Here is a 14,692-nt window from a genome sequence, read left to right as displayed (position 1 = left end):
AGCAGTTTTGCCGTTACCGGCCGAATCGGCGATTCCGCGCGCCGAAGTCGCGCAGGGCCCGTAGGAAGTCGACGCGACGGAACTCGGGCCAGTAGGCGTCGGTGAACCAGATCTCCGAATACGCGCTCTGCCAGAGCAGGAATCCCGACAGCCGCTGCTCGCCGGAGGTGCGGATCACCAGGTCGGGATCGGGTTGCCCCTTGGTGTAGAGGTTGCGGTCGATCGCGTCGACGGTGACCGCCTCGATGAGCTCCTCACCGGTGTCGCCGGCGGCGATGTGCTCGGTGAGCAGGTCGCGCACCGAGTCGACGATCTCCTGCCGACCGCCGTACCCGACGGCGACGTTCACGTTGAGGCGACCGTCGTGGCCGATGGTGCTCTCGGCGGCGGTCTTGAGGCGCTGCGCGGCGATCGCGGGCAGTTGGTCGATGTTGCCGACCAGTCGCACCCGCCAGTCGCGCGCGGGCGCGGAGATCTCGTCGACGATGTCGGGGACGATCTCCATGAGGGCGTCGAGTTCCTCGGACGGCCGCTGCAGATTCTCCGTGGAGAGCAGGTAGATGGTGACGGTGCCGATGCCCAGCTCGTCGCACCAGGACAGCATGTCGGCGATGCGCGCCGCCCCCACCCGGTGACCGTGGCTGACGTCCTCGAACCCCGCCTCCCGCGCCCAGCGTCGGTTGCCGTCGCAGATGATCGCGACGTGTTCCGGCAGGCGATCCCGGTCCAACAGCTGCGCCAGCCGCCGCTCGTAGACCGCGTACATCGGGCTACGCAGTGTGTCCGGAAGGAGTTTCATCGCGTTTCAGAGTACGCCCGCTTCCAGAACCACGCCCCGCGTCGGTGACCTTGGCCCTCTGCCGGCGCGGCGTGAACTCCGACACGAATAGGCCGTACCAGGAAGTAACTTACGGTACCGTAGGTTCCATGGCATCCGAGACCCCGACTCCCGCGCACCTGGCGTTCAAGCCGAGTATGCGCGGAGTGATCCACCAGTACTCGGCGTGGATCTCGACGGTCGCCGTCGTCGCGCTGATCATCGGCGCCGCCCAGCTCAAGGGCACCGGCGCGGCCATCGCCTGCACGATCTACGGCATCACCGTCTTCGGCCTCTTCGCGATCAGCGCCACCTACCACCGGCACAAATGGGGGTCCGAGCGCGCAGCGATGCTGATGAAGCGCGCCGACCACTCGATGATCTTCCTGTTCATCGCCGGGTCGTACACCCCGTTCTGCTTCCTGGCCCTGCCCACGCCGACGAGGTGGTGGGTCCTGGGCATCGTCTGGGGTGGCGCCCTGGCGGGCATGGCGCTCAAGATCGCCTGGCCGAACGCACCGCGCTGGCTGGGCGTCGCCCTCTACATCGGGTTGGGCTGGGTGATCATCGCCGAGGCCACCACCCTGATCGAGTATTCGGGCTGGCTGATCATCTCGCTGCTCGTGCTGGGCGGGGTCCTCTACAGCGGCGGCGCCATCCTGTACGCGGCCCGTTGGCCCAACCCCTGGCCGGCGACCTTCGGCCACCACGAATTCTTCCACGCCTGCACCGTCGTCGCGGCGCTGTGCCACTACCTCGCGATCTGGCTGCTGCTCCTGCGCTGACGAAGGGGCTCTACACTGCGAGGATGCTCGCCGTCGCAGCCCCCGATGACGGTCGGACCCTGCGCGTCGTGCACGGCCTGGCCGTCAGCGCCTTTGCCGCGGCCGTGGCCGTCCTCGCACACTGCACCGTGATGCCCGAGGACGCTCCGAGCATCGGGACCCTTTTCGTGCTGGTGGGTGTCTGCGGCGTGCTGGGGTCGCTCAGTGCCGGCGGGTCGAGCCCGAAGTCGGGTCCGCGCATCGCGCTGATGCTCCTCGCCGCGCAGGTCCTCGGCCACCTCGTCCTGAGCATCGGCTCGACGCACGCGATGGGCGTGCCCTCACCGGCGATGGCCGCCGCACACGTTCTTGCGGCACTGGCCGGCATCGTCGTCGTGCATTCCGCGGAACGAGCCGCCGGCCAGGGCTTGGCTCTGCTGCACCGGTTACTCGACGTCGACGCCGACACCGAACCGGCGGGCGCACCGGCGTGGGCGCTCGTGACTTCCGACGCACCTCTCATCGCCCGTTGCGATGCAGCGAGACGACACATCAGGCGTGGGCCACCGGTGATCGCCGCTCCCGCCCTTCCCTGACCCGAGCGCAGCCTCCTTCACAACACTCCCGCCGACGCGGGAGCACCGGTGTGCGCTCATCCCGTCGAATCGAGCGATCACCGTGTTCCAACCCCTTCTGCCCACCATCCGGCGGCTGCACTTCTACGCCGGCCTTCTCATCGCCCCCTTCCTCCTCGTCGCCACCATCAGCGGCGGTCTCTATGCGCTGGCGCCGACCGCCGAGTCCGTGGTCTACCGCCACCTTCTGCATGTCGACGGCAAGCGCCCATTCGTCGACGTGAACAAGCAGGTGGCCGCCGTGCGCGACTACCGGCCGGGCAGCGCGGTCACCGCGGTGGACGCCGCCGCCGAGCCCGGCGACACCACTCGCGTGTACCTTGCCGACGACACGGTCGGCGAGTCCGAGCGGCGCACCGTGTTCGTCGACCCGACGACGACCACCGTTCTCGGCGACTCGGTAACCTTCGGCAGCAACGGCGCCTTGCCGATGCGGTCGTGGATCGACGGCCTGCACCGCAACCTGCACCTGGGGGAACCGGGGCGCCTGTACAGCGAACTCGCCGCGTCGTGGCTCTGGATCGTCGCGCTCGGCGGCTTGGCGCTCTGGGTCGACCGATTCCGGAGTCGTCGACGCAACACCGGTGCATCCTGGTGGCGCCTGGGAACCGTCGACCGCGGCGGGACTCGGCGCAGCCGCACCTTGAACTGGCACGGCGCGGTGGGTGTTTGGCTGGTCGTGGGCCTGGTCTTCCTGTCCGCGACGGGTTTGACCTGGTCGAAGTACGCGGGGGCCAACATCGGCGAGATGCGTCATGCCCTGAACTGGGAGCGACCGTCACTGCCCGAAAGTGCGCCCGTCCACCACCACGGCGACTCCATGGCGGGGCCGATGGCGCATCCCGGTCAGACTGATTTCGACCGCGCGCTGGCCGTCGCGCGCGAACACGGCCTGACCGGCCGGGTGGAGATCGCCGCACCGTCTGCGGCGAGCGACTCGATCACCGTCAGCCAGACGCGCGTGCCGTGGCGCTACTCGATCGACACAATTGCGATCGACCCGTCGACGATGCGCGTCACGGCCCACGTCCCGTTCTCCCGGTGGTCGCTCCCCGCGAAGCTCGCCGAATGGGGCATCCAACTCCACATGGGCATCCTGTTCGGCTGGGTCAGTGCCCTGGCCCTGCTCGCCCTTGCGGTGCTCCTGACGACCGTCATCGTCCGCGGCTACCTCATGTGGTGGAGGCGCGGTCCCGGTCCACGACCCGGTCGAGGACCGGGACGCGGATCATGGCGCAGCACCTTTGCCTCGGCGGGCTGGAGGGCACGGAGCTGGTTCATCGCCGCCGCCGTGGCCACCGCGCTGGTCGGCTACTTCGTCCCACTGTTCGGGATTCCGCTGCTGGCCTTCCTCGTCGTCGACGCTGTCATCGGTCGTTTCCAACGCCCGCCGTCCGATGAGGACTATCCGCGCGCCAAGGCGCGGAGCACGTCCTCGGTGGCTTCCCAGCCCATGCACTTGTCGGTGACCGACTTGCCGTAGACCAGATCGTCGGCGTCCGGTGCCTGCGCGCCGGGCTCGAGGAAGCTCTCCAGCATCACGCCGCTGATCGGGACGCCCGCCGACGCCAGAGCGGCGACCTCCGTGGCCACCTCGGCCTGGCGCACGTGGTCCTTGCCGGAGTTCGCGTGCGAGGCGTCGATCATCACGCGCTGCGGCAGACCGGCCTTGCCCAGGACGGCCACCGCGTCGGTGATGGACTCGGCGTCGTAGTTCGGCCCGCCGGTTCCGCCGCGCAGGATGATGTGGCAGTCGCGGTTGCCCGCGGTCTCCACGACGACACCGTTGCCGAAGTCGTCGAGCCCGAAGAACACGTGCTGGGCCGCCGCGGCCTTGACGCCGTCGACGGCGACCTGCACGTTGCCGTCGGTGCCGTTCTTGAACCCGACCGGCATCGACAGACCCGATGCCAGCTGACGGTGCACCTGCGACTCGGTCGTGCGGGCGCCGATGGCACCCCAGGCGACGGCGTCGGCGATGTACTGCGGGCTGTTGGGCTCGAGGAACTCACACCCCACGGGCAGCCCGAGGTCGATGATGTCCAGCAGCAGCGCCCGCGCGGTGCGCAGGCCGCGCTCGACGTCGAAGCTTCCGTCCATGCCCGGGTCGTTGATGAGGCCCTTCCAGCCGACCGTCGTGCGCGGCTTCTCGAAGTACACGCGCATCACGATCTTCAGCCGGTCCGCGTACTCGTCGGCCAGCGGCGCCAGGCGGCGCGCGTAGTCGAGCGCGGCGACCGGGTCGTGGATCGAGCACGGGCCGACGACGACCAGCAGCCGCTCGTCGCGGCCGGCGAGGATGTCGGCGATCTCCTCGCGGTCGTTCTGCACCGCGACCGCCCGACGAGCGGTGAGCGGCAGTTCGCTGCGCAGCGCATCGGGCGTCGGGATCGGCCGGAACGCACGGATGCGCCGGTCGGAAGTGCTCACCTGAGTGTTCAGGTCGGGGGTGGTGGTCACGTCGTTGCCTCTCGCGTAGGTACCCGTCACGGGCCCCGCGTCGGAGCCCTGAAAAACAAGAGAGCAGCAACCAGATGGTCGCTGCTCGGGCTCCGGATTGTGGAATGTGCGCGCGAAACTACCGCTTCACCACGGGACCGGAGCCCGGGGTAAAGCGCCAATACGCGCGCACGGTGATGTTCACGCCGACCACGGTACCAACATCGTCCGGAATAGTCGACGCGGGCGGCAATACGCCCTCGACGACAGCTATTTGGGACGGAATTGGCGACGGATCTCGTCGGGATCGGTCAGCGGAAGCGAGCAGGTAGTCCCCCGGCAGACCAAGACCGTGCCCTCCGGCTGGTCAGCCGAGAAGCCGGTCTCACCGGCGGCGGTGACCACCGCGTACCCCGGAGCGGCAGTGCGGGCCAGCTCCAGCATTCCCTCCGACGACGCCGTGACGTGCAGCGGACCACCGAGCCGCGCCTCGGCGACCGCAAGCCAATGGCCTGCCGCACGCGGCGCACGGTCGAGCAAGACCGCGGCCCGCCCGAGTGTCTGCGCGGCCAGCTCACCGTAGCGACCCGCCTGCGCCGGATCGGCGAGCATCGACGCCGACGACAACGCCTCGGCCATCAGCGACGCCCCGGACGGCGTCGCACCGTCGGCGGGGTCGCGCGGTCGCACGATGAGCCCACCGTCGGCGGGCGCGTCGAACCACGAGCCGGGCTCGGAGGGATCGGCGAAGAGGTCGACGGCCCGGTCGAGCACGCTCAATGCCGTGGCGCGGCGCCGCTCCTCCCCGGTGGCCGCGTAGAGCGACAGGAGCGCGACCACCAGCGCCGCGTGGTCGTCGAGGACGCCGGCGGGCTCCCCCACGGTTCCGTCCAGCGACGCGCGGCGCAGCCGACCGTCGACGAGGTGCCGGTCGACCAGCTGGTCGGCGCACCATGCGGCGCGCTGCACCCAGTCGTCGCGCCCCAGTCCGACGCCCGCCTCTACGAGTGCGGTGATCGCCAGCGCGTTCCACACGGTCACGACCTTGTCGTCGCGCGCGGGCTGCGGGCGACGGTCGCGCGCGGCACGCAACGCCGCGACGACCCGCTCGTGCCGGTCGACGTCGTGCGGCGGCTCGGCGATGCGCAGCGTCGAGGCGCCCTCCTCGAAGGTGCCCGCCACCGTCACCCCGAAAGTCCGCGCCGCCCACGCCCCGTCGTCGGGGCCGAGCACCTCGACGAGCTGGTCGGGCGTCCACACGTAGGTCGAGCCCTCCACCCCGTCGGTGTCGGCGTCGAGGGAGGAGGCGTAGCCGTAGGGGGTGCCGAGCGCATCGTCGAGGAAGGCGACGGTCTCCTCGCAGACCCGCTGCGCCAGCTCCCGGACCGGACCCTCCCGTCGCGCGACCTGGGCGTACACGCGCAGCAGCAGCGCGTTGTCGTAGAGCATCTTCTCGAAGTGCGGCACCACCCACGCCTCGTCGACGGCATAGCGCGCGAAGCCGCCGGCGAGCTGGTCGTAGATGCCGCCGCGGGCCATCGCCACCGCCGCCCGCTCGACGACCGCGCGGGCCTCCGGCGAGCCGACCCGCTCATCGTGGCGCCAGAGCGCCAGCATCGCCGACGACGGCGGGAACTTGGGTGCCCGGCCGAGGCCACCGTGAACCGGGTCCTCGTCGGCGACCAGCGCCGTGGCGGCCGAGCGGGCCAGAGCGTCGTCGACCGGGACCCCCGACGGCGGCAGCCCCGACGCCGTCTGCGCGAGGTGCGCACGGACTTCGCCGGCCACGCGGTCGATCTCATCGCGCCTGTCGGTCCAGGTCTGCGTGATCGCCGCGAGCACCTCGCCGAAACCCGGCTGGCCGCCGCGCGGTGCGGGCGGGTAGTAGGTGCCGCAGAAGAACGGCTGCCCGTCGGCGGTGAGGAAGCAGGTCATCGGCCAGCCGCCCTGACCGGTCATCGCGATCGTCGCGTTCATGTAGACCGCGTCGATGTCGGGGCGCTCCTCGCGGTCGACCTTGATGCAGACGAAGTGCTCGTTCATCTGCGCGGCGAGCGCGGGATCGTCGAAAGTCTCGTGCGCCATCACGTGGCACCAGTGGCAGGCCGCGTACCCGACGCTCAGCAGGACCGGCACGTCACGACGGACGGCTTCGGCGAAGGCCTCGTCGCACCACTCCCACCAATCGACGGGATTGCCCGCGTGCTGGCGCAGATAGGGGCTGGTTGCGGCGGAGAGGCGGTTCAACGACCTACCCCCTGCCCGCCGCGGAGGCGATGACGCCCAGTCCCTCGCGGTAGCCGGTCACCGCGAAGTCGGGGAACCGCTCGACGAATTTCGACGCGTCGAACAGATTGTCGTGCGCGTACCGCGGCAACAACTCCCGGATCTCGCGCGCTCTCGGGTTGACGGCGCCCAGCGCGGCGAAGAGCCATTTCGGCACCACCGTGTAGCGCGGTTCTCGATTGAAGACCTCGGCCGCCATGACGACGAGCTGCCGGTAGGTCGGTCCGCTGTCGTCGACCGGCAGGTGCCACGTCTGGCCGTAAGCATCGGCGGCATTGCCCAGGGCCGCGAGCCCGCGGCTCGCGTCCGGTGTCCATATGAGGGTGCGGCACCGGTCGTCGCGCACCGGGACGAGCGCTCGCCGACCCTCAATCAGCCGGTCGAGGACGAGGGAGTTGGTGAAGCTCTGGGTCCGGCCGGGTCCGTAGAACTCGGGTGCGCGGGCGATGAGCACCGGGATGTCGCCGCGGGTCATCTCAGCGAGCACCATCGTCGCCATCTGCGCGCGGACCTCGCCCTTGCGGCCGACCGGCGCAAACGGGGTCTCCTCGGTCTGACGGTCGCCGTTCTGCGGATACATGTACGTGTTGTCGAAGTACGCGAACTTGGCACCCGCCGCCCGGCTCGCGTCGAGCGCGTTGCGCAGCATCACCGGGAACTGCGTCTCCCACAGCCGGGTGTCCGGCGGGAGGCCGGCGGTGAAGTAGACGACCCCGCTGCCCGCGACTGCCGCGCGGGTCTGCTCGGCGTCGAGCAGGTCGGCCCTCTGGACGGTGTCGGTGCCGTTGACCGGTTGCGGGTTGCGGCTCACTAACCGCAGGTCACGCGTGTACCCACGTCCCAGTTCACGCGCCAATTCCCGCGCGATCTGACCACTCGCCCCCAGGATGGTCTGCACCACTGATGCCCCTATGCGGCTAGCGGTCCGGCGTGGCCGTCGACTCCGCGTCGGAGGAATCGTCGTCGGCCGGGATGCTGACCTTGTCGGTGCCCTCGTCGAAGGCCTGGTCGGGCTCGGGGTGGGCGGCGTCGAAGGTCTGCGGCAGTTTGCGCAGCTGCTTGTTCATCGAGCGGATCAGCAGAGCCGTGCCGATCAGCAGCACGAGGATCACCAGCAGCCCAATCGGCGAGGCCTTGCCGAACTCGGGCCCCTTGGTCTCCCCGCCGTCGGGGGCGGCGAGGAGCATCGTGGCGTGTGTCGCGACGATGCTGATCGTCGGGCTCATGATTCCTCGATCCCGGTGAACAGGTCGGTCTCAGGGATCGACGTGGTCACCCGTGTCTGCGCCAACTCGAACTCCTCGGTCGGCCACAAGCGCTGCTGCCACTCCAAGGGTACTGCGAAGAAGACGCCGTTCGGATCTATCTGTGTGGCGTGTGCCCGCAGGGCGTCGTCGCGCTGGGGGAAGTAGTCGCCGCATTCCACCTGGGTGGTGACGCGGCCCATCATGTCGCCGGCGCGCGGATCCCACTTGGCCAGCCACTCCTTGAAGGGGCTCTCCTGATCGTGCTTGGCGAACTCCTCGGAGAAGAGCTCCATGCGCTTACGGAGGAAGCCGTGCACGTAGTACAGCTTGCTGATGGTCCACGGCTCCCCCGCCTCGGGGAAGGCGTTCGGGTCGCCGGACTGTTCGTAGGCCGCGACCGAAACCTCGTGGCAGCGAATGTGATCAGGGTGCGGATATCCGCCGTGCTCGTCGTAGGTGATCATCACGTGCGGCCGAAAGTCGCGCACGACGCGCACCAACGCCTCGGTCGACTCCTCCAGCGGCACGGTGGCGAACGATCCCTCGGGCACCGGCGGGAGCGGATCACCCTCGGGCAGTCCGGAGTCGACGAACCCCAGCCAGGTCTGCTCGACGCCGAGCGCGGCCGCGGCGGCGGCCATCTCGTCGCGCCGCACCTGCTTGATGTTCTCGATGATCCCCGGACGATCCATCGCCGGGTTGAGGATGTCGCCGCGCTCGCCGCCGGTCAGCGTGACCACCAGGACGTCGTGGCCCTCGGCGGCATAGCGCGCCATCGTCGCGGCGCCCTTGCTCGACTCGTCGTCGGGATGCGCGTGAACCGCCATCAGTCTGGCCATGGGTTCATGGTAGGTATGGACGGGTGAACGCATCCGACGGGGGCGCCTACGGCCCGCGCGCCACCTACCCGACCGAGCGATCGCCCATGTCGCGACGCCGCTGGTTCGCGGCGTTGACGGCGGGGGTGATCGTGGCCGGCGTCATTGTGGCGGCGATCGGTTTCACCAAGTTCGGCAACCCCGAGGTGTCCGGTGAGGGCACCGGCTACTTCATCACCGGTCCGGACACCGTCGACGTCCAGTTCACCGTCAACCGAGCCGATCCGGCGAAGCCGGTGGCGTGTGTGGTCCGGGCCCGCGCCAAGGACGGCAGCGAGATCGGGCGCCGCGAGGTGCTCGTGCCCGCCGGTCAGGCGACCCGCGTCGGCGTGCGAACCACCCTGCACACCGCCGGACGGCCGGTGACCGGCGAGGTGTTCGGCTGCGGCGGGACGGTGCCCCCGTACCTCACCTCCGGCAACGCGAAATGACCGAGCACCGGCGCGCCCGCTTCGCCGAGACCGGCAGCCGGTACTTCCCCGTGCTCGTCGGGCTGTTCGTCGGCGTCATGCTCATCAGCAACGTCACCGGTTCGCGGCCGGCGGTGTTCTTCTCGTCGTGGCTGCATGTCGACGTCGGTCCGCTGCACATCGACGGTCTGCCCACCGACGGCGCGTTCTTCCTGTTCCCCCTGGCGTACGTGCTCGGTGACGTCATCAGCGAGGTGTACGGCTTCCGCGCCATGCGCCGGGTGATCGGATTGGGCTTCGGGATCCTGCTGCTCGCATCGGCGAGCCTGTGGCTCGCCGATCACCTGCCGATGTCGGATCCGGCGACCGACGCCGGCACCCACGACCTGCAGACCGCCTTCCACACGGTGTCGGGCGTGATCCCGCAGATCCTCGTCGCCGGACTGGCGGGCTACCTGATCGGCGAGTTCCTCAACTCGTACGTGCTGGTGCGGATGAAGGAGCGCAGCGGCGAGCGGCGGCTGTGGGCCCGGCTACTCGGATCCACGGTCGTGGGCGAGGCGGCCGACACCCTGGTCTTCTGCTCGATCGCCGCGCCCGCGCTCGGGTTCACCGGCTTCTCCAACTGGTTCTCGTACACGCTCGTCGGGTTCGTGTGGAAGGTGCTCGTGGAGGTCGCGGTCATGCCGATCACCTATGCCGTCTGCGGCCGACTCAAGCACCACGAGCCGTCGTACGGCATTCGTAGCGTCGACGCCGCGTAGTCGGCAACGAACCGATAACGGATGTGCCTTGTCCCACATCGACTGGTAAACTGACCCAAAGACACGGCCCCCGACGTGGGGCCGTGTTCAGTTGCATTTAGGACAAAGTCCATCCCGCGACACCGCCTCGAGCGAGGTGCGCGGCGCGGGAGCGGACCGACGAAGGAGTACCCATGACCGACACCACGTGGCTGACGCAGGAGTCGCACGACCGCCTCAAGGGCGAGTTGGATTCGCTGATCGCCAACCGTCCGGTCATCGCCGCCGAGATCAACGAGCGCCGTGAAGAGGGCGACCTCAAGGAGAACGGCGGCTACCACGCCGCGCGCGAGGAGCAGGGCCAGCAAGAGGCGCGCATCCGCCAGCTGCAGGAACTGCTGAACAACGCCAAGGTCGGCGAGGCGCCGACGCAGTCCGGCGTCGCCCTCCCCGGCTCGGTCGTCACCGTCTACTACGACGGCGACAAGTCCGACACCGAGACCTTCCTCATCGCCACCCGCGAGGACAGCGGCTCCGACGAGCTGGAGATCTACTCGCCCAGCTCACCGCTGGGCGCCGCGCTGCTCAATGCCAAGGTCGGCGACACCCGCGAGTACGCGGTCCCGTCGGGTGCCCAGGTCAAGGTCACCCTCGTCAAGGCGGAGCCCTACCACGGCTGACACGCCGGTCGACGTCCTCGCCGAGCTGTCGGCGAGGGAACCGCTGTTCCATCAGCGGTGTTCCCGTGCGGACTTCGAGCGCCAGACCGCCGACGACTTCGTCGAGACGGGCGCATCGGGTCGGGTCTACGACCGCGAATTCGTCTGGTCGGTGCTGGCCGAGCGGTTCGCCGATGACGAGCCCGACGAGACGGGTCCGGCGACGGACTTCGCCGTCCGCGAGCTCTCCCCCGACACCTATCTAGTCACGTATGCGCTGGTCCAGGGTTCCCGCCACACGCGGCGTGCGACCATCTGGCAGCGACGCGGCGATGACTGGGTCGCGCTCTATCACCAGGGGACGGTCGTCGACTAGCGGGCGGTGCGTCGACCCATCGCCTTGCCGTCAGGCCGCGAAGTGCAGAGCGGGCATCGCCGGAACGTCGGCGCGATACCGGATGACCGAGCCGACCGGGGCGAGCTGCTGCTCGACACGGCCGATCACGCCGGCCAGCTGATCGGGGTCGTCGATGTCGGCGACGAAGGCGGCCACGGCCGGGCTCGACTGGAACGGTCGCACGAAGGACGGTCGACCGGCGACGACAGCGAACTCCACACCCGCGGCGAGCAGGGTGTGCGCGTAGGCGCGGGCGGCATCGTCGTCGAGGACGACGAGTTCGACGCTGAGCGGGCGGGCGGCGTTCGTGATCATGGAACCAAGTCTGCGACGACAAGGTGAAGAACCGGTCAGCGAGGACTGTGGATTACCTGGCAATCATTGCGGCCGTCGTCGGCGGGTTCGCCGGCGGCGCCGCAAGAACTCCTCCGGGATCGCGCCCAGCCGGTCGGCGAGCACTGCTTCGACTCCCGACTCGTCGGTCATCTCCGGCGACTGCTCGTCGAGCAGGACGTCGAGGTCGGGCAGCAGGTAACCCGGCGGCACCTTCAACGCGATCGCCAGCCGGTACACCGTGGACAGCTGCGGGTCGGCGACGTACGGCTCGCGATTGCTGCGGGCACGCTCGAGGTTGGAGACCTGGTTGCGGTGCATCCCCGCCTCGTTGGCGAGCGCTTCCTGCGTCATCCCGCGCCGCATTCTGACCTGCGACAACCGGAAGGCAAACGAGTTCGCATAGGTCCCCCAATCAAGGGGCCCGAGGACTCGTTCCGACACCGTTTCAATCTTGTGCAGGCACACCGAATTGTCAGCACACCGTGTTGTGCATTGAGCACGGTCGATGCGACCGTGGGCACGGTCGACGAAAATCTGGGCACGCTCGACGCGAATCTGGGCACGCTCGGCGGGGAGGTCGGGTGACGCTAGCCACTAATCCGGCTCCCCGCGTTGCAGGGAAAGTGTTAGTCAGTAACACTTGAGCGCATGTCGACCTATCTGTTCCGCCTCGGACGCTTCTCCTTCCGCAACAAGTGGTGGGTGATCGGCGCCTGGGTCGCCCTCATCGCCATCCTCGGCGGGCTCCTCGGAGTCCTGCAGCCCAAGTTCTCCAAGGACTTCGACCTCCCCGGCACCGACGGCGGTGTCGCGATGGCCCAGATGCAGGAGTACTTCCCCGACCTGACCAAGTCGCAGACCGAGGCCAACACGCTCATCGTCGTCGCCACCGACGCGAACAAGCCCGACACGTTGGCCAACCACACCGACCAGATCAACGCGCTCGTGGCCGACCTGCAGAAGCTGCCGAAGGTCGACCCCCAGACGATCGCCAACCCGGTCCTCATCGCACAGTCGAGCCCGCAGTTCGCCTCGACGGTCGTCGGCGACAACGGACGCGTCGGCCTGATCTCGGTGCACCAGGCGCTCAACCTGATGGACCTCAAGCCCGCGGACAAGGAGGCGCTCACCGAGGTGCTGGCCAAGCACCGCGGCAACGGCCTGCAGGTCCAGGCCACGCTCGGCGTGATGCAGGCACAGGAGCAGCCGGGCAAGGCCGAGATGATCGGCTTCGCGATCGCGTTCGTCGTGATGATCGTCGCCTTCGGCGCCATCGTCGCCGCGTTCATCCCGCTGATCACCGGCATGGTCGGCGTCGGCCTGACGATGATGCTGCTGATGCTCTCGGCGAAGGTCATGACGGTCAACCAGACCGCGACCGCGATCGTCACGATGCTCGGCATCGCCGTCTCCATCGACTACGCGCTCTTCATCGTGTCCCGCTACCGCACCGAGCGGCACCGCGGCGGTGATCCCGCCGACGCCGCCGGACGCGCGGTCGGCACGGCCGGCTCGGCCGTCGTCTTCGCCGGCCTCACCGTCGTCATCGCGGTGGCCGCCCTCATGGTCATCGGCATCCCGCTGATCACGCAGATGGGCATGGGCGCAGCGGTCGCCGTGGCCGTCGCGGTGCTCGCCGCCTTGACCTTGATCCCGGCCCTGCTCGGGGCGACTGGCAAGTACGCCTTCACCCCGAAGATCCCGTGGATCCGCCACGCCGAGGAGTCGGCGACCGCCGACACCCTTGGCGTGAAGTACGGCCGCGCGATCGTCAAGCGCCCCATCCCCTTCATCGTCGGCGGCCTGGCGGTCCTGCTTCTGGCCGCGATCCCGATGTCGCACATGCAGCTGGGCATGGACACCGTCTCCGACGACGAGGTCGCCGCCCAGTCGCTGCTCAAGCGCGGCTTCGGCGAGGGCACCGGCAGCGAGATCTTCGTGGTCGTGCACGCCGACAAGGGCACCGTCAACGCCGGTGCGGACACCGCCGTCGCACAGATCCGCAAGATGGGCGACTACGTGGTCAGCCCGGACGCGGTCCGCTGGGTGGGCAACGTCAAGTCGCCCGCCGACCCGGCCAACACCGCCATCATCCAGGTCACCCCGATCAGCGCCGCGTCGTCGGACAAGACGCACGAGCTGGTCGAGAAGATCCGCAGCATCAAGCCGCAGGTCGCCGAGAAGGGCGCCGAGCTCCACGTCGGCGGTCAGACCGCGATCATGTCGGACCTGACGGCCAAGCTCGACAAGGCGCTGATCCCCTACCTGCTGGTGGTGGTCGGGCTCGCCTTCTTGATCATGATCGGCGTCTTCCGGTCGCTGTGGGTGCCGCTCATCGGCACGCTCGGCTTCATCTTCTCGGTGTTGGCGACCTTCGGCGCCACCGTCTGGTTCTTCCAGGAGGGTGCGCTCGGGCTGATCGACCACACCAAACCGATCCTGTCGTTCCTCCCGATCTTCCTGATCGGCGTGGTCTTCGGCCTCGCGATGGATTACCAGGTCTTCCTGGTCACCCGGATGCGGGAGGAGTACATCCACGGCATGTCGGCCAAGGAGGCGATCGTGGCCGGCTACCGGCACGGCGCACGGGTCGTGACCTCTGCCGCGATCATCATGATCAGCGTGTTCTCGGCCTTCATGCTGGCGCCGGACACCATGGCCAAGATGATGGGCTTCTCCATGGCCATCGCGATCTTCTTCGACGCATTCATCATCCGCATGACGGTCGTGCCTGCGGCGATCGCGCTGCTCGGCGACCGCGCCTGGGGCCTGCCGAAGTGGCTCGACAAGCTCGTCGTGAACTTCGACATCGAGGGTGAGGCCGTCCGCAACCGCGGACTCGACGAGGCCGAGCCCGCCAAGGCCGTCGCCGAACCTGCGGCGAAGAAGGCGACCGCCACGAAGACGGCGACCAAGAAGGCACCGGCGAAGAAGGCTGCGGCCACGAAGTCCACCGCGACGAAGACGGCCGCCAAGAAGGCACCGGCCAAGAAGACCGCCGCAAAGAAGACGACGGCGAAGAAGACCGCTGCCAAGAAGGCGACGCCGAAGGACAAGGGGCCCGAGGCCGTCGAGGACTAG

16 protein-coding genes are annotated in these 14,692 nt (G+C 68.9%); 8 read left to right on the top strand and 8 right to left on the bottom strand.

Features of this window, described 5'->3' with window-relative positions:
- Nucleotides 1-13: 13 nt before the first annotated feature.
- Nucleotides 14-799, bottom strand: a complete 786-nt coding sequence (locus QM634_RS00510; protein ID WP_415040815.1) for an isoprenyl transferase — start codon at nt 797-799, stop codon at nt 14-16.
- Between the two features lie 128 nt (nt 800-927).
- Here QM634_RS00510 and trhA point away from each other — a divergent pair, with 128 nt between their 5' ends.
- The 3 genes from trhA (at nt 928) to QM634_RS00495 (ending at nt 3,699) form a co-directional block, all read left to right on the top strand.
- Nucleotides 928-1,602 carry a PAQR family membrane homeostasis protein TrhA gene (gene trhA, locus QM634_RS00505; protein WP_415040814.1) on the top strand — a complete coding sequence of 225 codons (675 nt, stop codon included), beginning with the start codon at nt 928-930 and terminating at the stop codon, nt 1,600-1,602.
- Between the two features lie 23 nt (nt 1,603-1,625).
- The gene (locus QM634_RS00500) at nt 1,626-2,177 is read left to right on the top strand and encodes a hypothetical protein (protein ID WP_415040813.1); all 552 of its coding nucleotides are present in this window, start codon (nt 1,626-1,628) and stop codon (nt 2,175-2,177) included.
- 82 nt (nt 2,178-2,259) lie between these two features.
- Nucleotides 2,260-3,699, top strand: a complete 1,440-nt coding sequence (locus tag QM634_RS00495) for a PepSY-associated TM helix domain-containing protein (protein WP_415040812.1) — start codon at nt 2,260-2,262, stop codon at nt 3,697-3,699.
- Here QM634_RS00495 and QM634_RS00490 read toward each other — a convergent pair.
- The 5 genes from QM634_RS00490 to mca all read right to left on the bottom strand — a co-directional run bounded on the left by QM634_RS00490 (nt 3,621) and on the right by mca (nt 9,027).
- A complete protein-coding gene (locus QM634_RS00490) occupies nt 3,621-4,676 on the bottom strand; it encodes a 3-deoxy-7-phosphoheptulonate synthase (RefSeq protein WP_415040811.1) in 1,056 nt (351 codons plus the stop codon). The two genes, QM634_RS00495 and QM634_RS00490, sit on opposite strands and share 79 nt — an antisense overlap.
- A gap of 249 nt (nt 4,677-4,925) precedes the next feature.
- Nucleotides 4,926-6,902: a thioredoxin domain-containing protein gene (locus tag QM634_RS00485; protein WP_415040810.1), complete on the bottom strand. Its 1,977-nt coding sequence runs from the start codon at nt 6,900-6,902 to the stop codon at nt 4,926-4,928.
- A gap of 4 nt (nt 6,903-6,906) precedes the next feature.
- Complete coding sequence (locus tag QM634_RS00480; RefSeq protein ID WP_415040809.1) at nt 6,907-7,839, bottom strand: NAD-dependent epimerase/dehydratase family protein; 933 nt, start codon at nt 7,837-7,839, stop codon at nt 6,907-6,909.
- 19 nt (nt 7,840-7,858) lie between these two features.
- Nucleotides 7,859-8,128, bottom strand: coding sequence for a hypothetical protein (locus tag QM634_RS00475; RefSeq protein ID WP_415040839.1), 270 nt, complete (start codon nt 8,126-8,128; stop codon nt 7,859-7,861).
- A gap of 35 nt (nt 8,129-8,163) precedes the next feature.
- Nucleotides 8,164-9,027 carry a mycothiol conjugate amidase Mca gene (gene mca / locus QM634_RS00470; protein WP_415040808.1) on the bottom strand — a complete coding sequence of 288 codons (864 nt, stop codon included), beginning with the start codon at nt 9,025-9,027 and terminating at the stop codon, nt 8,164-8,166.
- Between the two features lie 23 nt (nt 9,028-9,050).
- On the opposite strand from mca, the gene QM634_RS00465 reads away from it, so the two are divergent.
- From QM634_RS00465 to QM634_RS00450, 4 genes are all read left to right on the top strand, one after another.
- A complete protein-coding gene (locus QM634_RS00465) occupies nt 9,051-9,497 on the top strand; it encodes a DUF4307 domain-containing protein (protein ID WP_415040807.1) in 447 nt (148 codons plus the stop codon).
- Complete coding sequence (locus QM634_RS00460; RefSeq protein ID WP_415040806.1) at nt 9,494-10,240, top strand: queuosine precursor transporter; 747 nt, start codon at nt 9,494-9,496, stop codon at nt 10,238-10,240. The genes QM634_RS00465 and QM634_RS00460 overlap by 4 nt, the downstream gene beginning before the upstream one ends.
- Before the next feature lie 173 nt (nt 10,241-10,413).
- A complete protein-coding gene (gene greA, locus QM634_RS00455; protein WP_415040805.1) occupies nt 10,414-10,899 on the top strand; it encodes a transcription elongation factor GreA in 486 nt (161 codons plus the stop codon).
- Nucleotides 10,808-11,254: a DUF4440 domain-containing protein gene (locus tag QM634_RS00450; RefSeq protein ID WP_415040804.1), complete on the top strand. Its 447-nt coding sequence runs from the start codon at nt 10,808-10,810 to the stop codon at nt 11,252-11,254. Before greA ends, QM634_RS00450 begins: the two co-directional genes overlap by 92 nt.
- 30 nt (nt 11,255-11,284) lie before the next feature.
- On the opposite strand, the gene QM634_RS00445 is transcribed toward QM634_RS00450, so the two are convergent.
- Together QM634_RS00445 and QM634_RS00440 are read right to left on the bottom strand one after the other, a co-directional pair.
- Complete coding sequence (locus QM634_RS00445) at nt 11,285-11,590, bottom strand: hypothetical protein (RefSeq protein ID WP_415040803.1); 306 nt, start codon at nt 11,588-11,590, stop codon at nt 11,285-11,287.
- A 63-nt stretch (nt 11,591-11,653) separates the two neighbouring features.
- Nucleotides 11,654-11,962, bottom strand: a complete 309-nt coding sequence (locus QM634_RS00440; protein ID WP_415040802.1) for a helix-turn-helix domain-containing protein — start codon at nt 11,960-11,962, stop codon at nt 11,654-11,656.
- Between the two features lie 297 nt (nt 11,963-12,259).
- Here QM634_RS00440 and QM634_RS00435 point away from each other — a divergent pair, with 297 nt between their 5' ends.
- Complete coding sequence (locus QM634_RS00435) at nt 12,260-14,692, top strand: MMPL family transporter (RefSeq protein ID WP_415040801.1); 2,433 nt, start codon at nt 12,260-12,262, stop codon at nt 14,690-14,692.

The sequence above is a fragment of the Gordonia sp. (in: high G+C Gram-positive bacteria) genome (assembly GCF_047606305.1).
In the GTDB taxonomy this organism is placed as follows: domain Bacteria; phylum Actinomycetota; class Actinomycetes; order Mycobacteriales; family Mycobacteriaceae; genus Gordonia.
The sequence above is the reverse complement of the archived record's forward strand: the minus strand, read 5'-3'. Positions and strand labels throughout refer to the sequence as shown.